Consider the following 20,251-nt stretch of genomic DNA (forward strand, 5'->3'; position numbering starts at 1 on the left):
AATGATTTTTAGTCTATCTAAAAATTGTATCGAGAAGTTAGACGAAAGGATTTGAAAAACATCTTATTTCTCGATACAAATGTTCAATTTAAAAATTAAACATTCACTCGAAATGACGTTTTTCAATACTAATAACTAACATCTCAAATCTAAATAATATGATTTACGAATTCAAAGGATACAAACCAGTCGTTCATCCAACGGCTTTTATTCACCCACAAGCAGTGGTGACAGGTAATGTGATTATCGGAAAAGATGTATACATCGGTCCAGGATGTGCGTTACGTGGCGATTGGGGACAAATCATCATCGAAGATAATTGCAATGTACAAGAGAATTGTACGATTCATATGTTTCCAGGAACAACGGTTCGCTTAAAAGAAAAAGCCCATATCGGTCACGGTGCCATTATTCACGGTGCTACTATTGGTCGCAATTGTATGGTTGGTATGAATGCGGTTGTCATGGATAATGTGGTAATTGAAGATGAATGTATCATTGGTGCTTTAGCTTTTGTAAAAGCAGATACACATATTCCAACACGAAGTGTAGTGGTGGGTAATCCGGCGAAAATCGTAAAACAAGTTTCAGATCAAATGATCGAATGGAAAGATCAAGGCACACAACAGTATATGCAATTGCCTAGCGATTGTCATGAAAGTTTAAAACCTTGTGAACCATTAACCGAAGTTCCAGATTATTATTACGAGTCGATGGCGAGTAATTATAAGACGTGGAATGAAACGAAATAATTGTATTATGTAAAATGTATCAAGTATTATGTTATTCTGAAATGGTCACTGAACGCAGTCGAAGTACTACATTACATCGTAACTGTTAGATTGTGAGATAATTTAAGAATGACAAGACATAATACTTACGACTTAATACTTAAAACTAAACACAACAAACAACATAAAAAATGGCTAATCAATTAGAAAATTATGCTTTAGGACAATGGATAAAAGGTTCGTCTGAAGGGCAAATGTTATATAATGCGATTACGGGTGACGAAATCGCAACCGCATCATCGGCAGGATTAGATTTCGGTGCGATGATGGATTATGCGCGTACGGTTGGAGGACCAAAATTACGCAAAATGACTTTCCAAGAAAGAGGATTAATGTTAAAGAAATTAGCGTTATACCTAATGGAAAGAAAAGAGGAATTCTACACGGTTTCTTGGGCAACTGGAGCAACGCGTGCAGATTCTTGGGTGGATATCGAAGGGGGTATCGGTAACTTATTTGCGAACGCATCGTTACGTCGCCAATTCGGAGATCAACCTTTTTATGTAGAAGGAGAAACACACAAAATTTCTAAGAATGGGACATTCTTAGGAACACATATCTTAACACCAAAACGTGGGGTGGCGATTCATATCAATGCCTTCAACTTCCCAGTTTGGGGAATGTTAGAAAAAATTGCGGTTAACTTTTTAGCAGGTGTACCAGCCATCGTTAAACCAGCAACTATTACTTCTTTCTTAACGGAAACTGTAGTTCGTGCGATTATCGAATCAAACATTTTACCAGAAGGTGCTTTACAATTAATTACAGGTTCTGCCAACGGAATTTTAGATCACGTGGAGTCGGAAGATGTAGTCACATTCACAGGTTCTGCTTCAACAGGACAAATGTTAAAAGCTCACCCAAGAATTGCTTCGGAAGGTGTTCCTTTCAACTTAGAAGCCGATTCATTAAATGCGTGTGTATTAGGAGAAGACGTAAAACCGGGTTCCCCAGAATTTGATATTTTCATCAAAGAGGTTACTCGCGAGATGACAACAAAAGCGGGGCAAAAATGTACTGCTGTTCGTCGTGCATTAGTTCCTGCTCATTTGGTTGAAGATGTACAAATTGCTTTAGGACAACGTTTATCTACAACGACAATTGGAGATCCAAATGTAGAAGGTGTTCGTATGGGAGCTTTAGCAGGTGCTGCGCAAGTGAAAGAAGTGCGTGAAAAAGTAGAAGAATTAGCCAAAACACAAGAAATTGTTTTTGGTGATTTGGATAATTTCGAAGTAAAGGGAGCAGATAAAAACAAAGGTGCTTTCATTTCTCCAATTTTATTCTTGAACAACGATCCATTCAATAAGACAGATGTTCACAACATCGAGGCATTCGGACCAGTTTCTACGATTATTCCTTACAACGGAACAGCGGAAGCAGTAGAATTAGTTCGTATGGGAAAAGGATCTTTAGTATGTTCAATTGTAACGGCTGATAACGATATTGCAACAGAATTTGTTTTAAATGCAGGTTCATTACACGGACGTATTGTGATTTTAGATGCAGAATGTATCAAAGAATCTACTGGTCACGGTTCGCCTTTACCATTATTAGTACACGGAGGTCCAGGTCGTGCCGGAGGTGGAGAAGAAATGGGTGGAAAACGTGGGGTTTTACATTACATGCAACGTACGGCCATTCAAGGTTCACCAAACAAATTAACTGCTGTTACTCAACAATACCAATACGGAGCAGATTACATCGAAGAAGATAAACATCCATTTGCGAAGCACTTCGAAGAAGTTAAAGTTGGAGATACGTTAATTACAGCAAAACACACGATTCAACAATCGGATATTAATGCATTCGCGGCTTTATCTGGAGATAATTTCTATGCACACGTGGATGCGACTTCATTAGAAGGAACGATTTTCGAACGTAATGTAGCACACGGATATTACTTATTATCAAAAGCGGCAGGATTATTCGTTTTAGCGAAAAAAGGTCCAGTTTTATTAAACTACGGTTTAGATGAGTGTCGTTTCGTAAAACCGGTTTATCCAGGATCAACTATTGGTGTTCGTTTTACTTGTAAAGAGAAAATCGATCAAGAGAAAAAAGACGAAAATGATATCGCCAAAGGGATTGTTCGTTGGTTAGTAGATATCTACGATGAAACTGGAGAAACAGTGGGTATCGCGACAATTTTAACGATGGTTAAAAAATTAAATCAAGACTAATTTTATTAATTATATAATGTGATAATTCGTGAATTAGCCCATAATTTTCAAATTATCACCTTCTCACATTAACAAATTAAGACATGGAAGCTTACGTAAAATCAGAGATACAAAACGGAATTGGTACAATTGAATTTTACCACTACCAAAGTAATTCAATGCCAGGAAGTCAATTAAGAAATTTGGCTGCTGAAATTGAAAAATTAGGAAACGATGATGCTGTTAAAGTGATCGTTTTAAAAAGTGCAGGAGAGCGTACATTCTGTGCGGGAGCATCTTTTGATGAATTAATCTCCATCAAAGATCGTGAAACAGGATTAGAATTCTTTTCTGGATTTGCTCATGTGATCAACGCGATTCGTAAAGCGCCAAAATTCGTATTAGCACGTATACAAGGAAAAGCTGTTGGAGGAGGAGTTGGAATTGCATCTGCGGCAGATTATACTTTTGCGACACAACATGCTGCCGTTAAATTATCAGAATTAGCAGTTGGAATCGGACCATTTGTGGTTGGACCAGCGGTAGAACGTAAAGTAGGTACTTCTGCTTTTACGCAAATGGCAATTAACGCTACAGAATTCCAAACGGCTCAATGGGCAAAAGAAAAAGGATTATACGCTGAAGTTTTTGAAACTGCTGAAGATATGGATGCAGCAATCGAAACATTAGCCACAAAATTAGCTGGATCGAATCCAGATGCGATGAAACATTTAAAACGTGTTTCGTGGGAAGGAACTGAAAATTGGGACGAATTATTAATTGAGCGTGCGAAAATATCAGGTGAATTGGTTTTATCTGAATTTACGATTAACGCAATTAACAAATTCAAAGCAAAATAAAAATAAGATATCCACTTATTGATTGTATTATTTATTATGAGAAAAAACCACTTCAAACGAAGTGGTTTTTTTATTTAAAATTTTATAAAATAATCTAAACATGAATTAGACTCTTATATTTAGAGAATTGTTGTATGATTATATATGTTTTTTATTCTGTCAATTTTTAATGATTAATGGAATCATTTTTAAATTATCCGATTAAAATTCTTATGCTGAAATAAATCCTTAAATAGATCTTCAGTTAACTCATTGACTTTAGCTTGTACTTTATTACCACTACTGATTCGATGTACTCCTAAAGAAGCGATATGATCGTAATTATTCAATTTTGGTGTAAGAAATACGTTTAACGCAATGTCTACAGTATCTAATATCGTTCTAATTTCATGATCATCTTCTATCAGAGGAATAAAAACACCATCTGCACCTGCAGCTTCATAAATTTGAGCACGATTTAAAGATTCGTTAAATGCTTCTGGATGTTTTGTGGTATAGGTATCTATACGTGCATTAATAAAAATATTTTTATTTTTTGAATTCAAATACGTTTTAATTGATTGTATTTTTTTTTCAAGAATTGAAACATCACCTAATTTTCGTTCTTCACCATTGGTTATACCATCTTCTAAATTAATACCACAGACTCCAATATCAACTAATCGTTCAACATAATGATTTAAAATGTCATTGTTATTGGTATATCCAGCTTCAATATCTACAGAAACATGGAGTGGTGTAGATGCTTTAATTCGTTTACTAATAAAAAAGATTTCATCAAAACTGATGTTTTGACCATCTTTATACCCAAGCATATCCGCAACCGGATGACTGGATACATTAACAACTTCATATCCGGCTTTTTCACAAGCTTTAACGCTTATGGCATCCCAAACATTACCGATTAATAATGGTGAATTGGCATAATGTAGTTTTTTAAATTCTTCGTAATGATTCATATTTTAGGTTTTGATATTCAATATACTACAAATATTATGCTAATAATATACAATATAAGAACAATATAATCTATCGTAATACTAGAGTAAAATTATTAATGAAAAATAAATTAACAAAAAAGAGGGCGAAATTCTGTGTTTGAACAAAAAAAAATCGAACAATTAGTTGCTCGATTTTTTATGATTGATGTGTTGTATGATAGGATCTAGATCAAAGGGTGAAAACCATTGAATGGTTTCATCTTTTTTAAACCAAGTCATTTGACGTTTTGCAAAACGACGTGTGTTCTTTTTAATTTCTTCAATTGCAAATTCTTTTGTTATACTTTCATCAAAAAAATCAAATAATTCGCGATAGCCAACAGTTTGCAATGCATTCAAATGTTTTACATTTTCTAAAGCTTTTACTTCTTCAATTAAACCTTCGTTTACCATAATATCTACACGACGATTGATACGATCATACATTTCTTCGCGCGGTAATTCTAAACCTATTTTGATGATTTGAAATGGGCGAGGAGTTAGCTTTTGATTACGAAACGATGAAAACATTTTTCCTGTTCCACGTATAATTTCCAAAGCACGAATAACACGTTGTTTATTATGAATATCCACTTCATTAAAATAATTTGGATCTTTTAGCTGCAATTCTTTTTGAAGCATTTCAATTCCGTGATCATTTAATTCTCGGTTTAATTCTTCGCGAATCTTTGGATCCACATCTGGAAATTGATCAAAACCTTCCGTAATGGCTTTTTCATATAATCCAGATCCACCCACCATTACACAAATGTTATTTGATTTAAAGTATTGGTTAAGAAAAGCTAAACCATCTCTTTCGAAATCTCCAACAGAATAATTGTCATGAATGGATAAGTTTTGGATAAAATGATGTTTGACCTCAGCCAATTCTTCTTTTGAGGGAACAGCAGTTCCAATGGTCATTTCTTTATAAAATTGTCGGCTATCACATGAAATAATTTCGCAACCAAAATGTTTGGCTATGCCTATGGCTAGTTTTGTTTTACCAATTGCTGTTGGTCCAACGATACTGATTAATGTTTTATTTGGTATGGCAGTTTGCATGAAATTCTTTGATTGAATCAGGGTGCAAGATACTTCGATATTTTATGAAGTAAAAAAATTATCCGAAAGGGATAAAAAAAACTGCCGTAAAGGCAGTTTTTCTGATGTTTTATTCTTCGATGATTTTAGCATCTTCGATGTCTTTGTATTTTTTTTGATTGAACTCCCATTGCAAGAAATTGATGATTTCTTTATCAAAATATTTCATTCCAAACATTAGAATCCCAAAATCATCGATTAAACCAAATGGTCCAAATAATGCTTCTGGAATAATGTCGATAGGAGATAAAATATAGACTACAGCTATTATTCCCATGAACAAATTGGATAGTTCTGGTTTGTACTGTTTTTTTCTGAAAGCTGAAATCAATCTTGGAAAAGCTTTTACTTTTTCAAAAAAAGATTTGTCTTGTTGTGCCTTCATCGCAGCAGCACCTGCTACTTTAAAAAACTTTGATTTATTCATTTTTAAATAAAAATTGATTGATACGTACTATGTAATACAAAGTATATGCCAAACCAAAATTTAATATCAATCCATTGCTTCATCTTCCATATCTGGCTCGAAATCCTCTTCAACAAATTCACCAGAATCATTTTTTCCAAAGGCTTTTCCAATTTCTTCTTCTAGATAAGGAATTATACTTTGGTCATAATGAGCAATTGTATTAATATTCATCAATGAAATGTTATTTTCTTGATCCAAATATTCCTCTGATTCATCTCCTGCAAAAAAACGCCAGCCACTGTCTTGACGATTATCAGGGTTTTCTCGGTACATATAACCTATTGGCAAACCATCTACCGTTACTCGATCTGAAATTAAACCATATCCCATTGGAAGAGTGATTATATTTTTGATGTCCTTTTGATCTAATAAATAATTTTTCATGCTAAATAATTAGTTGTAAATATAATGAATCCCATTCAAGAAATGAGTATGGCTTATTTTTTGGGATATGTATAGTACGATATCACTCATAATAATTTTGATAGGTCTTTTACAAGATTTTAAAATTTAAGAAATCCACGTGAATGTTCAATTTTTGAGTAAACTCATATGCTATCATTTTTTCCAATGATACCACCTCAACCATTAGAATTCATTAGTCTATTTCTAAATTTTGAAATTGATTTTGTATAATTTTTATTTAACCTATAACCAAATAAACCGCTTATGTTTCCACAGTTACAAGAATTTATGGCCTCAAGTTTTTATATTTTAGCTACCATTGCATTACTCATTGGTGGAGTCATTTTTATGATGGTTTGGATGAGTAAAAAAAGAAAAAAATAATTAAAGGACTTAACGTCCTTTTTTTAATTAAATACATCAAAATTTTCTCCATCAAAAGAAGCATAGACCATCGTAGGATGACTTTCATAATGATAAATATTCCCTTTATAATCTATCCCAATAGCTCCGGCGTAGCCATTAATTTCTTTTAATTCTTTAAACGATTTGATAAAAGCGTTCTCAATACTCATACCGTCTGAAACTCGTGTTACAATTTTAGCAGCCATTCCACCATTTATTATATCTTCTCCAACTCCCGTTAAACTTACTCCACAAAAAGAATTGGCATAATTACCCGCAATAGTACAAGAATCAGATACTCGACCTGGAATTTCAAATCCTTTACCACCAGTAGAAGTTCCTACAGCAATTTTATTCTCGCGATCCAAACATACACATCCAACCGTACTTGTCCTTGTGTTCTTAATATTCTGCTCGTATTCTTTTCTTCGTTGGGGAATTTCAGGATTGTAAAAGGGAATAGAATTTTTATCCGCAAATGCATTTGCTCCAAAACTACTTAAAAAACGATCTTCATAGTGTTGCAAGAGACGAGCTACCTTGATTGGATTTCGAACATTTTCAATATTGAATACAAAAAATTACCATTTTAAAAGGTCCGAATATTTGGAGTAACCATCGCAAAAAGTTGATTCAAATGCGTCTAGATTTAGAAGAATTAGAATTTCAACCCACTGATAAAATCCAAGGTTTTTACGAACGAATTCAAGAAAAGATTCCCACGTTATACAGTCATCGATGTTCAGAAGACCACGAGGGTGGTTTTTTTGTGCGTGTAAAAGAAGGGACTTGTAATTGAACATATTGCTTTAGAAATTCAAACATTAGCCGGTATGGATTGTGGATTTGGTCGAACAAGAAGTACGAAGGAATTGGGCGTATATAATGTTGTATTTAATTATTTGGATGAAGAGGCAGGCGTAGCTGCAGCGAAATTGAGTGTAGAAATAGCCCAAAAACTTATTGATCATGTGGATTTGAATTGAATGATTATATCCAACCTTTACATGATATTTATTGTAAGAATAAACTTGGTCCATCCACACAAAACATAGTAGATGCTGCCATTAGTCGAAATATTCCATGGAAAAGGGTTAGAAAAAATTCTTCGCTGATCAAATTAGGTTATGGTAAATTTCAGAAATCCATTCAAGCTACAATCACCAGTCAAACTTCATACTTTGGTGTAGAAAATGCTGGAAATAAACATTATACGAAAACATTATTAAATGAACATCATATTCCTACACCTCAAGGGTTTAAAATCAGAACATTAGAAGAATTACATCACGCGCTTAACCAACTGACTTTTCCTGTCGTTATTAAACCATTGGATGGAAATCAAGGAAAAGGAGCAACGATAAATATAACGAATAGCCATGAAGCAGAAATTGCTTTTCAACTGGCACAAAAATTCAGTCAAGAGGTAATTGTTGAAAAATACATCAAAGGTTACGATCACTGTATTTTAGTGATTAATAAAAAAGTGGTTGCTATCGCCCTTCGAAAACCAGCCCATGTAATTGGAGATGGCGTACATACGATAGAACAATTGATTGAAATAGAAAATCATAACCCGCTATGAGGGGAAGGACATTGCAATGTTTTGACTAAAATTTCTATTGATCATGACACCATGCAAGTTTTAGAAAAACAAAAACAAAATTTATCGTCTATTCCCAATTTGAATGAAGTCATTTACTTAAAATCTACTTCGAATTAAAGTACAGGAGGTTCATCAATTAATGTAACTGATGTGGCTCATCCAAACACAATTCATATGGCTGAAAAAATAGCTCATATTATTGATTTAGATATTTGTGGGATTGATATCATTACGGAAGATATTCGTTTACCTTTTGATCAAACCTCTTCTGCAGTACTTGAAGTGAATGCTGCACCCGGATTTCGAATGCATTCGCATCCTATGGAAGGTGAACCTATTCATGTGGGACAACATGTGATTGATTATCTATTTCCTGATCCTCAAAAATCTAAAATTCCAATTATAGCAGTAACGGGTACGAATGGAAAAACAACTACAACACGATTGATTGCTCATATCTTTCAACATACTTATCAAAATGTTGGGTTTACGACAACAGATGGAATTTATATCAATCAGCAATTGATTGAAAAAGGGGATACGACTGGACCAATTAGTGCTTCTAAAATTTTATTTGATCCAATAGTGGATGTGGCTGTATTGGAAACTGCTCGAGGGGGGATTTTACGAGAAGGTTTAGCTTTTGATCAATGTGATATTGGGGTAATTACTAATATTGAAGAAGATCATTTAGGTTTAAATGATATTGAAACTTTAAAAGACCTTACTCGTGTTAAAAGTTTAATTTTTGAAAATACCACACCTGATGGTTGGCTGATTGTAAATGCTGATAATGAACCTTCATTATCCATTAGTCAAACATTAGAAGGGAATAAAGCTTATTTTTTTGAAAATAGTTCAAATCCTTTGCGACTTGAATTGGAGGAAAAAGGGATTGTCCATATCTATCAAAAACACCACGAGATCATTCTTTTTGATGGAAAAGTCAAAACAGTATTATGTACGCTTGATCAAATTCCTATTGCATATTCAGGAAAAGCAAAATTTATGGTTTATAATGCACTTACCGCTATACTCACTGCATTTGTTCATGGAATAAAACCTGAAGTAATTGTTAAAGCGATTTCATCTTTTCATCCATCGGTAGAACATACGCCAGGAAGATTAAATATTTTTCACGTTAAAGATTATCACATTTTAGTCGATTATGCACATAATCCTTCGGGATATTTGGCAATTAAAGATTTTCTTAACGATTGGAAATGCAAACGAAAAATTGGAATTATATCGGGTATAGGTGATCGTCGTGATCAAGATATTGTAAAATGTGCTCAAATTGCAGCTTCGATGTTTGATTATATCATTATTCGTCAAGAACATCATTTGAGAGGACGAACAGAAAAAGAAATTTCAAATTTATTAATCAATGGAATAAAATCAATTGATCCGAATATCCCCATTCAAATGATTCCTCATGAGGTAGAAGCTTTTGAATATGCATTAAAAATAGTTCGTAAAGATGAATTAATTGTTGCATTATCGGATGAAGTTAGTAGTGTTTTAAATAGCTTAAATCATTATTTAATTCAGAATAAACAAATGGCGTAGTTTAATTTTAAATTATATTTGTAGACACATTTTAGAGTTAACAATGGATTTACAATCAAAAATTTATCAATATTAATTAGAAACCCCGCAAAAGTGCGGGGTTTATTTTTTTAAATCTATGCTATTAATTGGGCTTACTTGCTGGTGTATTTTCTCGATTTAATAAATTCGATTACTTCTTCTTCGAAGTAAAATTTAATTCGAGATTTACCAACTTTGTGAAACGGAAAACCATTAATCTCTCAGTTTCACAGTGTGTTTTGATCTATATTTAACATTTTACACCCTTCATTCGAGTTCATAACTAATTTAAACAGAGATTAATAATTTTGATATTAATGTATGGCAATTCGTAGGATTACCTCTGAATTACATTGCAAACTTAAGGGCTAAATTTTGAAGAAAAAAATAGGATTTCAACTTATTTTATCTTATATTATATTGACAAAAATAGTACTATTTTTGTGACAGAATAACTACATCCAATAAATTTCTTCGCTTCACTTTATATCCGATTGTAATTTTCGTATTTTCGAACAATAAGATCCATAGAATATAAAATGACACACCAATCACATAATAAATTAGTTAGCTTTATTTGGTCAATCGCAGACGATTGTTTGCGTGACGTATACGTTCGTGGAAAGTACAGAGATGTAATTTTACCATTTGTCGTATTACGCCGCATCGATTCCCTATTAGAACCAACTAAAGATAAAGTTCTTGAAGAAGTAAAATTCCAACGAGAAGAGTTAGGACAAGTTGAGTTAGATCCACAAGGGTTAAGAGATGCATCGGGTTATGTATTTTACAATACCTCATCGTGGACTATGGAAAAGCTAAAAGGAACGGCTACCAATTCTCAACAGAAACTGATTGCTAATTTTGAAGAGTATCTAAACGGTTTTTCGTCTAATGTGAAGGAAATTATCGAGAAATTCAATTTAGTTGCTCAGGTGCGCCATATGGCTTCTAAAGATGTGTTATTAGATGTATTAGAGAAGTTTACTTCACCATATATCAATTTAACACCTTTTGAAGTAAATGATCCAGAAGGTCGTCCGTTACCCGCTTTGTCTAATCTTGGTATGGGGTATGTTTTCGAAGAGTTGATCCGTAAATTCAACGAAGAAAATAACGAAGAAGCTGGGGAACACTTTACACCACGTGAAGTGATCCAACTGATGACTGCTATGGTTTTCGAACCTATTAAAGACAAATTACCTCCTGTTATTACGATTTATGATCCATGTTGTGGTTCTGGAGGAATGCTTTCAGAATCAGAGAATTTCTTAATCGAAGATAGTGGTATCAGCTATGCTGGTGATATTTATCTGTACGGTAAAGAAATTAATGATGAAACCTATGCGATTTGTAAATCGGATATGATGATCAAAGGAAAGAATCCAGAAAATATTCGTGTCGGTTCTACTTTGTCAACGAATGAATTTTCGGGTGAGAAATTCGATTTTATGCTATCTAATCCACCATACGGGAAATCGTGGGCTTCGGAAGTAAAATATATCAAGGATGGAAAAGACATTATCGATAGCCGTTTTCAGTTTAAATTAAAAGACTATTGGGGAAATTGGGAAGTAGTGGATGCTACACCAAGAACTTCTGATGGACAATTATTGTTCTTAATGGAAATGGTGGATAAAATGAAAGCACCAACTGCCAATAAAATCGGAAGTAAAATTGCTTCGGTTCACAACGGTTCTTCTTTATTTACTGGTGATGCAGGTTCGGGTGAATCGAATATTCGACGTTACATTATTGAGAATGATTTATTAGATGCCATTGTACAATTACCCAACAATATGTTCTATAACACGGGGATTACGACGTATATCTGGTTATTGAACAATAATAAACCAAAAGAACGTCAAGGATCTGTACAATTGTTAGATGCTAACAATTTATTCCAAAAATTACGTAAAAATTTAGGTTCAAAAAACTGTGAATTAACGCCAGCACAAATCCAAGAAATTGCTCAAGCTTATTTAGATAACTTAGAAGAAACGAAAGAAGGTTCTGATTTAAAAATCAAACGTTTTAAAAACGCTGATTTCGGTTATTATAAAGTAAACATCGAGCGTCCAAAACGTTTACGTTCTCAGTTTACGAAAGAAGCTTTAGAAACTTTACGTTTTGATAAAGCTTTGGCTACACCAATGCAACTAATTTACGATACCTACGGGGATTTAGCGTATGTAGATTTATCATCGAAAATAGAGGAAATTTCTAAACGTGCCGAAAAAGAAGATTGGGGTTTAAATAAAAAACAGATTGCTAAGTTAGTGGATCCTGCTACTTGGCAAAAACCAAAAGCTATTTACGATGCTGCGCTAGCTTTATGGAATCACGTTGGTGATGATATTTTTATGGATTTTAACGCCTTTAGTTCTTTAGTTGATGAAATTGTTAAGAAACATAAATTAAACCTTTCAGCAGCAGAAAAAAAGGCAATCTTAAATGCAATTTCAAATTACGATGTAACAGCAGAAAAAGTAATTAAAAAGATTGAAAAACTTTCAGGCGATAAGTTAGATCAATTAGTGGATAAGTTAGGGTGTACGGTTGAAGAATTACCTTACTTTGGTTATTATCCAACAGCTAAAGCTGGTGAATTTATTACGTATGAAACCGAATCTGATTTACGTGATAGTGAACAAATTTCATTGAACGAAGAAATCCTAACGTATTTCCAACGCGAAGTGATTCCTCACGTAGAAGAAGCTTGGATTAATCTAGATTCTGTAAAAATTGGGTACGAGATTTCGTTTAACAAGTATTTCTACCAACATACACCTTTGCGTGCAATAGAAGACATTACAGCTGATTTATTAGCCTTAGAGGAACAAGGTGATGGTTTGTTGGCAGAAATCCTAAAATTCAACTAATTATGACATCTAAATATGCCGTACTTCAACAACCTGTTGAAACTTTATTAAGTTGGATCAAATCTGGAGATATTGCTATTCCAGAAATTCAACGTCCTTTCGTTTGGAAAGCATCTAAAGTTCGTGATCTTATCGATTCGTTATACAAAGGTTATCCTGTTGGTTATATCATCACGTGGAGAAATCCAGATATTCGATTAAAGAATGGCGAACTATCTCAAGGTAAACGAATTTTAATTGATGGTCAGCAACGTATTACTGCATTAACGGCTGCTATTATTGGTCAACGCGTTTTAAATGCAGAGTATAAGGAAGTCAATATTCGAATTGCTTACCAACCATTGGATGAAAAATTTGATGTCTTAAACAAAGCTTACGAGAGAAGTCCTTTGTGGATCAATGATATTAGTCCAATCCTGAAAGGTGAAATTTCAATTTCAAAAGCGCGTAGAGAATATTGTCAACTAAATCCAGAAGTGGATGAAGATTTGGTGGAAGAAAAGTTAGAGCTACTGAAACGTATTTCTAACCAACAAGTTGGAATTATTGAGTTGGATGCTTCCTTAGATATTGATGAAGTGACCGAGATCTTTATTCGTATCAACCAAAAAGGAGTAAAGTTAAGTAATGCCGATTTCGTGATGTCGAAAATTGCTGCGGACGAAGAACATCAAGGAAATAAAATGAGACGAATGATTGATTACTTCTGCCGTTTGGTGGTAGATAAATCATTCCATAAACATATCGTAGACAACGATCCAGAGTTTGTGGCGCATCCTTATTACAATACGATTAAATGGATGGCTACAGGTAAAGATCATTTGTATGAGCCTGATTATACAGATGTGCTGCGTGTAGCTTTAACGTATCAATTTAGTCGTGGGAAGTTTAGTGATTTAGTTGCTTTACTTTCAGGACGTAATTTTGAAACCCGTCGTTTCGAAGATGAAATAGCATCTGATAGTTACCAGAAATTAGAGAAAGGATTATTGGCATTTTTTAATCAAACCAATTACCAACGTTTCTTGATGTTGGTGGATTCGGCTGGTTTAATTCGTCCTCGATTAATTGTCGCTAAAAACAGTCTGAACTTTGCCTATGCCTTGTATTTGAAATTGAAAGACGAAGGCTATGCTGAACCTGATATTCAGAAATATGTGAAGCGTTGGTTGGTCTTTTCATTACTAAAAGGGCGTTATTCTGGTTCTGCTGAATCGTGGATTGATCAGGATATTAAACAAGTGAACGAGCGTAAAATTGAAAACTACTTACCAATCATAGAACAATCGGAATTAAGCGATTCGTATTTCGAATTTGGGTTAGTGAATGATATGCAATCTCAATCGAAAAATAATAACGGCTATACCATCTATTTGGCAGCGAAATGCAAAGCCAATACGCGTGCTTTCTTGGCTAAAGATATGACGATTAAAGCATTGATAGAGCAACGTGGAGACGAACATCATCTGTTCCCGAAACGTTACTTAGAAAAGAATAATTTTAGCCAAAAGGAATATAACCAAGTGGCGAATTATGTCTACACCGAACAATACACCAACATCCGTTTAAAAGATACAGAACCGAAACAGTATTTTGCAGAGTTGAAAGCAGCTATTGAGGCGAAAAAGCTTAAAATAGCAACGGTTGATGACTGGAATGATTTATTGGTGAATTTGGAAGAAAACGAAATCCCACAAAGCATTTTAGAAGGAACTTCAACCGATTACAATGATTTCTTAACGGCTCGTAGACAATTGATGGCTACAGCGATTAAAAACTATTATTACAGCTTATAATGATGCAAACATACGAACAGTACAAAGAAAGTGGTATCGACTGGATTGGACAAATTCCAGCGCATTGGGAATGTAAACGATTAGGAAATTGGTTTGAAGAAAGAAGAAAAAAAGTTTCAGATAAAGATTTTGCTCCATTATCAGTAACTAAAAATGGTATTGTTCCACAACTTGATAGCGCTGCAAAATCAAATGATGGTGATAACCGTAAATTGGTAATTGCAGGTGATTTTGTTATTAATAGTCGTTCTGATAGAAAAGGATCAAGTGGTCTTTCATATTTAGATGGATCAGTTTCATTAATAAATATAGTAATAAAACCAAGAGGGATTTACCCTAAGTTTTCTGAATTTTTATTAAAATCAAATGGTTTTATTGAAGAATTCTACAGAAATGGTCACGGAATTGTTGCTGATCTATGGACTACAAGATACGATGAAATGAAATTCATTTTTTTGGCTATTCCCCCAATCCACGAACAAGAAGCCATTGCGAAATTCTTAGACGAAAAAACAGCGAAAATTGATGCGTTGGTACAAACCAAAGAACAACAAATCGAAAAGCTAAAAGAGCTGCGCCAAGCCAAAATTCATCAAGCCGTAACCAAAGGTTTAGATAGCAATGCACCTACAAAAGATTCGGGGGTTGAATGGATTGGTGAAATTCCTGAACATTGGGAGGTGAAGAAAGTAAAAGAAATTTGTACAATGAATGGTAGAATTGGTTTTAGAGGGTATAGCCAATCTGATTTAGTTTCTGAAGGTGAAGGTGCAATCACAATTAGTCCAAGTAATATTTTTGAAAATCAAATGTTTTTTGAAAAAAACACTTACTTATCTTGGGAAAAGTATTTTGAATCACCTGAAATTATGGTGTCAAATGATGACATTTTAATAGTTAAAACAGGTTCAACTGTGGGTAAAGTAGGAATAGTAAAAAATCTTGATATTGAAGCAACAATAAATCCTCAATTATTGGTTATTAAGAATATAAAGGCAAATATTCAGTTTACATATGAATATTTACATTCTAACATTTTCTATGACTTTGTTAAATCAAATGCCATAGGAAGTACTATTCCAACTATTTCGGAAACAAAAATTGGGAATCTACCTTTTATTAATCCCCCAATCCAAGAACAAGAACAAATCGTTGCTTATTTGGACGAAGTGACAGGAAAAATAGACCAAGCCATTGCCCAAAAACAAGAACAAATTACCAAACTAAAAGAATACAAACAAAGCCTTATCAACGACGTGGTTACGGGGAAGGTGAGGGTTTGTTAAACATCACCAACCACAAAACATGATCCACGAGAAGTAGAAAAACTATTGATAGCAGAATTTGTATTACAATTTAACCAAAGACCTTTTGCTAATTTAAAAGGTTAAATTTATATTAAACAACATAACTTAAACTATTATAAAATGCAGGTTATATCTTGCAGAATCTAAACGATACTATGGCATATTCATCATATTTATTAGAACGTTTTAATACAACACACGAAAATATTTTCTTTCGTAAGATAAACGAAGAATTAAGAAATATTTTTCAAAATCAACATGGAGAACATATCTTGATTGGTAACATTAGAGTACAGGGTAATGCCTTAGATGCTATATTTATTAAAGCGGGAGCAATCATCATTATTGACTTTAAAGATTACGAAGGAAGAGTTACTTTTTCTGAAAATGGACCTTGGAAATTAAAGACGAAAGATAATAATACAGTGTTTGTTGCTGGTGGTGCTTTAGCAAGAAATCCATTTCAGCAAGTAAATGCCTATCGTTTTGGTTTGATGGAGTTTATTAACGCGAACGAGAATAAAATTGTTGAGTCCAATCATACCAACATCAATTGGTCGCATATAGCAACTATGGTGTTGTTTCAACGTAAAATAGTTTACAATCAAGATGAGATTCCATCAAAATTACAACGCTATTTTCATATTACAGACAATGTAAATTTTATCAACAAATTAAATGATATTCATAGTGATAGTTTGGTATTATCAAATCAAGAGATTCATCGATTTTTAGATAGTCTTAATATCACTTCAGATCAAATTTATAATCCTTTAGAAGCAAAAGATGATGTAGAGAATAAGGTTGATATAAAATTTAATCCAGATGTAACTGCACGTATCGATAAGTTGTTAGAAAACACGCCAAGGGCTACTATAAACCAAAAGGTAATATCTTTTTATAATACCATGATTTCTATCGAGCGTTTAAAAGAAGTTTCCTTATCTAATACCTCAACAGTACCCTATCAATGGGGAGAAATTATTCCAACAGGGATTAGTTTAAATTTAGCACATTATACTCCCTTTTATGATGTTTTTAAAAATGAAAAATTCGAAAATTTCCCTAGAGCATTATTTATTGGGGTTAATGCAATTGTTTTAGATAAAAGTATTCCTTTGTTTTATCAATCGGTACAACAGAAAGACATATTAGATGATCGTGCAATCAAAATTAATTTAGAAACATTAGAATTGTTTGTTCCTGAATTGGTAAAATTAAATTTACCTGAAGATATTCTTGAGGATATTTCAGGGAAAATTAACGACACCAAAGGCTTAATTAAGAAGCTAAAAGAATTGGAATCCATTCTTGATATGGAAATCAAGCTTGATGATAAATTAACTTTAGGATTAAGTACAGAAAGTTTATATACAGCTCAGCTTCAATCAGAAATAAATAGTATACTGAAAGGGAAAGTAAGTTCATTGAATACTGATTCCGTATTCAATACTGTTATCGGTTTTAAAAATTCTAAGTTCAAAAAAATTAAAGAACTTAAAAAATTCATACCAATTACCAATTTAAATGATTCACAATTAAGAGCTGTAGAATCTGCATTCGAAAATCACATTAGTGTCATAACTGGACCTCCTGGTACTGGGAAATCTCAGGTGGTGTTAAATATAATTGCTAATTGTATAGCCAATGATCAAAAAGTAATTTTTGCAAGTCGAAACAATAAGGCGGTAGATAATGTCTATGAAAGGTTTAATAGTTTATTGCAGACAGATTATTTTTTACGATTTGGTGATAATAAAACTAATGCAGAATTGACAGAAACCATTAAGAAATTTAAAGTTCCGCAAAATGCTGATGAAATTACATCAACTTATGTTAAATTAAATGGAGAGATCATTCAATATTCAGAAGCAATTAGATTAAATGAAGAGAATATTAAAAAAATCGATTATTTAGAACGCATACTATTAAATAAAGAAGAAGAAAAGTTAAAAGCTCAGGAAGAATTTGATCGTTGGAAAAACTCTGTTGATCATCAATTGTATGATTGGTTTGTTTCTAAAAAAATGGTGTTAAATATCTCAAACACTGAAGTGAATGAGTTACTTAACATGTTTAGTGGTACAGATTCTTTTATAGGTAAAATTATATTCAATCTTTTCAGAAAAACGAAAGCATTAGCAATCGCTAAAACGATAAACGCTAAATTACCCGAAGAAATTAATCGCTATATTGATAAAAACTTTCCATTAGTTTCTGTAAATAACAGTGTAATTGTTTCAATTCCAGAAAACGTTAAAGAAATTTATAGACTTAAAGATAAGCAACAGGAAATCATTTCTAATCATTCGAGATTAGCTATCAATCTGGAATTAACAGAAAAAGATCATAAAGAAATATACAATCAATACCAATTCGAGTTGATGATGAAATCAACGTACGAAAATCAGATTGAATTAAATAAAAATAAGATAAAGCATATTGCTGTTCCTTATTTAAAAAGTGTGATGAAGTATAAAATTCATCACAGTTCTGCAATTGCGATAAATGAATATTCAGGTTATTTAGTCAAAGGAATGCCTTGGAAGTTAGAAGATATAGTAAGAGCTACAAATACTGTTGAAGAATTTACAGATAGTTTTAATGCTGTTTCAGTAAGTAATCTGACTGTAAAAAAATCTTTTCCTTTAGCAGAGGATTTTTTTGACTTATTAATCATTGATGAAGCATCTCAATGTGATATTGTTTCTGTATTACCTTTAATTTATAGAGCAAAACGAGTTTGCGTATTAGGTGATCCATATCAATTAAAACATATCACATCCGTTGATAAAGCTGAGCAGCAATATGTGTTGGATAAGCTTAATCTACCTATGGATACTTATGATTATAAGCATAATTCATTATATGATGTAATAGAAAAAGTAGCAACTATAAATAACATTCAACCAATATTTCTTGATGAACATTATCGTTGTCATCCAGAGATTATAGGTTTTAGTAAAAAGTATTTTTATAACAAGAAAGCTGGTCAAAATTTAAAAATAAAATCGGATATATCATCTTTTAAAGTTGGGAATGTTGGTTTTAATTGGGTGGATGTAAAAGGAAAAGTTTTACCAAATAAGAATTGTAATTTATATGAGGTAGAGAAGTGTGCAAATTTATTGGAAGAATTAATTCAGAAATATCCAAAAGCTTCTTTTGGTATAGTAACACCATTTAGATATCAAAAAGAAGAATTACAAAGAAGAATAAAATCTATTCCAGCTATTTCAGAAAATGAAGTTGATATCGTAGTTGATACAGTACATCGTTTTCAAGGGGATGAAAAGGATATTGTTTTATTGAGTTTAGTTATAAGTAATGAAGGTAAACCATCTTTAGAGAATTTTATCAACTTTCATTCACCATACTTACTAAACGTAGCTTTAACACGGGCGAAAAGTAGTTTATATGTAGTAGGTGATAAAACATATTGCAGAAAGTTGATCAACAATCATGGAAAAACTTTGTTAGCTCACTTGGCTGATTATGATCGAGAAATCAAAGGTGAAGTTATTGTTGATGAAGTAATTCCTAAAAAGGAAATCAAAACAACACCATCAGAAGTTATACCTGATGTGGTTATTAATGATAATGTTTTACTTGATGTGATTTCTCCAGAAAATAATGATTTAATTAATCCTGCAACAACATATGAGACAATTAAAGTTCTGATTAATGAGGCGATTAAAACAGAATCAACAATTGAAATTTATTATCAAAATTTTGATGGAGAACAAAGTGTAAGAAAAGTATCTAATATCCTTTATAACCAAGATCATTCAATTGATAATCATATTAAAGGTTACTGTCATAACCGAAATGAAGAACGTACATTTAGAATTGATAAAATAAGCAAAGCAACTTTACTAAATTAACACAAAACCA

Annotated in this window: 14 protein-coding genes and 1 pseudogene; 10 read left to right on the forward strand and 5 right to left on the reverse strand. The window is 32.8% G+C overall.

The window, feature by feature from the left end:
* Nucleotides 1-158: 158 nt before the first annotated feature.
* From AC1QSP_RS02585 to AC1QSP_RS02595, 3 genes are all read left to right on the forward strand, one after another.
* Nucleotides 159-752: an acyltransferase gene (locus AC1QSP_RS02585; protein ID WP_322969929.1), complete on the forward strand. Its 594-nt coding sequence runs from the start codon at nucleotides 159-161 to the stop codon at nucleotides 750-752.
* A gap of 170 nt (nucleotides 753-922) precedes the next feature.
* Nucleotides 923-2,974, forward strand: coding sequence for a phenylacetic acid degradation bifunctional protein PaaZ (gene paaZ, locus AC1QSP_RS02590; RefSeq protein ID WP_484079648.1), 2,052 nt, complete (start codon nucleotides 923-925; stop codon nucleotides 2,972-2,974).
* An 83-nt stretch (nucleotides 2,975-3,057) separates the two neighbouring features.
* Entirely contained in the window at nucleotides 3,058-3,813 is a 756-nt protein-coding gene (locus tag AC1QSP_RS02595; protein WP_484079649.1) for an enoyl-CoA hydratase/isomerase family protein, read from the forward strand.
* 188 nt (nucleotides 3,814-4,001) lie between these two features.
* On the opposite strand, the gene AC1QSP_RS02600 is transcribed toward AC1QSP_RS02595, so the two are convergent.
* From AC1QSP_RS02600 to AC1QSP_RS02620, 5 genes are all read right to left on the reverse strand, one after another.
* Nucleotides 4,002-4,772 (reverse strand): isocitrate lyase/PEP mutase family protein, encoded by a 771-nt coding sequence (locus AC1QSP_RS02600; protein ID WP_484079650.1) that lies wholly within the window; start codon nucleotides 4,770-4,772, stop codon nucleotides 4,002-4,004.
* A 162-nt stretch (nucleotides 4,773-4,934) separates the two neighbouring features.
* Entirely contained in the window at nucleotides 4,935-5,858 is a 924-nt protein-coding gene (gene miaA, locus AC1QSP_RS02605) for a tRNA (adenosine(37)-N6)-dimethylallyltransferase MiaA (protein WP_484079651.1), read from the reverse strand.
* 109 nt (nucleotides 5,859-5,967) lie between these two features.
* Complete coding sequence (locus AC1QSP_RS02610; RefSeq protein ID WP_322969924.1) at nucleotides 5,968-6,324, reverse strand: YkvA family protein; 357 nt, start codon at nucleotides 6,322-6,324, stop codon at nucleotides 5,968-5,970.
* Nucleotides 6,325-6,390: 66 nt separating this feature from the next.
* Complete coding sequence (locus tag AC1QSP_RS02615; RefSeq protein ID WP_484079652.1) at nucleotides 6,391-6,750, reverse strand: DUF2185 domain-containing protein; 360 nt, start codon at nucleotides 6,748-6,750, stop codon at nucleotides 6,391-6,393.
* Nucleotides 6,751-7,178: 428 nt separating this feature from the next.
* The gene (locus tag AC1QSP_RS02620) at nucleotides 7,179-7,703 is read right to left on the reverse strand and encodes an isoaspartyl peptidase/L-asparaginase (protein ID WP_484079653.1); all 525 of its coding nucleotides are present in this window, start codon (nucleotides 7,701-7,703) and stop codon (nucleotides 7,179-7,181) included.
* 110 nt (nucleotides 7,704-7,813) lie between these two features.
* Here AC1QSP_RS02620 and AC1QSP_RS02625 point away from each other — a divergent pair.
* The 7 genes and pseudogenes from AC1QSP_RS02625 to AC1QSP_RS02655 all read left to right on the forward strand — a co-directional run bounded on the left by AC1QSP_RS02625 (nucleotide 7,814) and on the right by AC1QSP_RS02655 (nucleotide 20,241).
* Nucleotides 7,814-8,162: pseudogene (locus AC1QSP_RS02625) on the forward strand (cyanophycin synthetase family protein).
* Nucleotides 8,159-8,761, forward strand: a complete 603-nt coding sequence (locus AC1QSP_RS02630) for an ATP-grasp domain-containing protein (RefSeq protein WP_484079654.1) — start codon at nucleotides 8,159-8,161, stop codon at nucleotides 8,759-8,761. The pseudogene AC1QSP_RS02625 and the gene AC1QSP_RS02630 overlap by 4 nt, the downstream one beginning before the upstream one ends.
* A gap of 195 nt (nucleotides 8,762-8,956) precedes the next feature.
* Nucleotides 8,957-10,351 carry a Mur ligase family protein gene (locus tag AC1QSP_RS02635; protein WP_484079655.1) on the forward strand — a complete coding sequence of 465 codons (1,395 nt, stop codon included), beginning with the start codon at nucleotides 8,957-8,959 and terminating at the stop codon, nucleotides 10,349-10,351.
* 560 nt (nucleotides 10,352-10,911) lie between these two features.
* Nucleotides 10,912-13,254, forward strand: coding sequence for a type I restriction-modification system subunit M (locus AC1QSP_RS02640; RefSeq protein WP_484079656.1), 2,343 nt, complete (start codon nucleotides 10,912-10,914; stop codon nucleotides 13,252-13,254).
* A 2-nt stretch (nucleotides 13,255-13,256) separates the two neighbouring features.
* Nucleotides 13,257-15,050, forward strand: a complete 1,794-nt coding sequence (locus tag AC1QSP_RS02645) for a GmrSD restriction endonuclease domain-containing protein (RefSeq protein WP_484079657.1) — start codon at nucleotides 13,257-13,259, stop codon at nucleotides 15,048-15,050.
* Complete coding sequence (locus AC1QSP_RS02650) at nucleotides 15,050-16,336, forward strand: restriction endonuclease subunit S (protein ID WP_484079658.1); 1,287 nt, start codon at nucleotides 15,050-15,052, stop codon at nucleotides 16,334-16,336. Before AC1QSP_RS02645 ends, AC1QSP_RS02650 begins: the two co-directional genes overlap by 1 nt.
* Before the next feature lie 176 nt (nucleotides 16,337-16,512).
* Entirely contained in the window at nucleotides 16,513-20,241 is a 3,729-nt protein-coding gene (locus AC1QSP_RS02655) for an AAA domain-containing protein (RefSeq protein ID WP_484079659.1), read from the forward strand.
* Nucleotides 20,242-20,251 lie beyond the last annotated feature (10 nt).

Source organism: Faecalibacter sp., from assembly GCF_057177045.1.

Bases quoted from the DNA above. Each gene is read 5' to 3' on its own strand.
- AC1QSP_RS02585 (WP_322969929.1), top strand. From the start codon at position 159: ATGATTTACGAATTCAAAGGATACAAACCAGTCGTTCATCCAACGGCT.
- paaZ (WP_484079648.1), top strand. From the start codon at position 923: ATGGCTAATCAATTAGAAAATTATGCTTTAGGACAATGGATAAAAGGT.
- AC1QSP_RS02595 (WP_484079649.1), top strand. From the start codon at position 3,058: ATGGAAGCTTACGTAAAATCAGAGATACAAAACGGAATTGGTACAATT.
- AC1QSP_RS02600 (WP_484079650.1), bottom strand. From the start codon at position 4,772: ATGAATCATTACGAAGAATTTAAAAAACTACATTATGCCAATTCACCA.
- miaA (WP_484079651.1), bottom strand. From the start codon at position 5,858: ATGCAAACTGCCATACCAAATAAAACATTAATCAGTATCGTTGGACCA.
- AC1QSP_RS02610 (WP_322969924.1), bottom strand. From the start codon at position 6,324: ATGAATAAATCAAAGTTTTTTAAAGTAGCAGGTGCTGCTGCGATGAAG.
- AC1QSP_RS02615 (WP_484079652.1), bottom strand. From the start codon at position 6,750: ATGAAAAATTATTTATTAGATCAAAAGGACATCAAAAATATAATCACT.
- AC1QSP_RS02635 (WP_484079655.1), top strand. From the start codon at position 8,957: ATGGCTGAAAAAATAGCTCATATTATTGATTTAGATATTTGTGGGATT.
- AC1QSP_RS02640 (WP_484079656.1), top strand. From the start codon at position 10,912: ATGACACACCAATCACATAATAAATTAGTTAGCTTTATTTGGTCAATC.
- AC1QSP_RS02645 (WP_484079657.1), top strand. From the start codon at position 13,257: ATGACATCTAAATATGCCGTACTTCAACAACCTGTTGAAACTTTATTA.
- AC1QSP_RS02650 (WP_484079658.1), top strand. From the start codon at position 15,050: ATGATGCAAACATACGAACAGTACAAAGAAAGTGGTATCGACTGGATT.
- AC1QSP_RS02655 (WP_484079659.1), top strand. From the start codon at position 16,513: ATGGCATATTCATCATATTTATTAGAACGTTTTAATACAACACACGAA.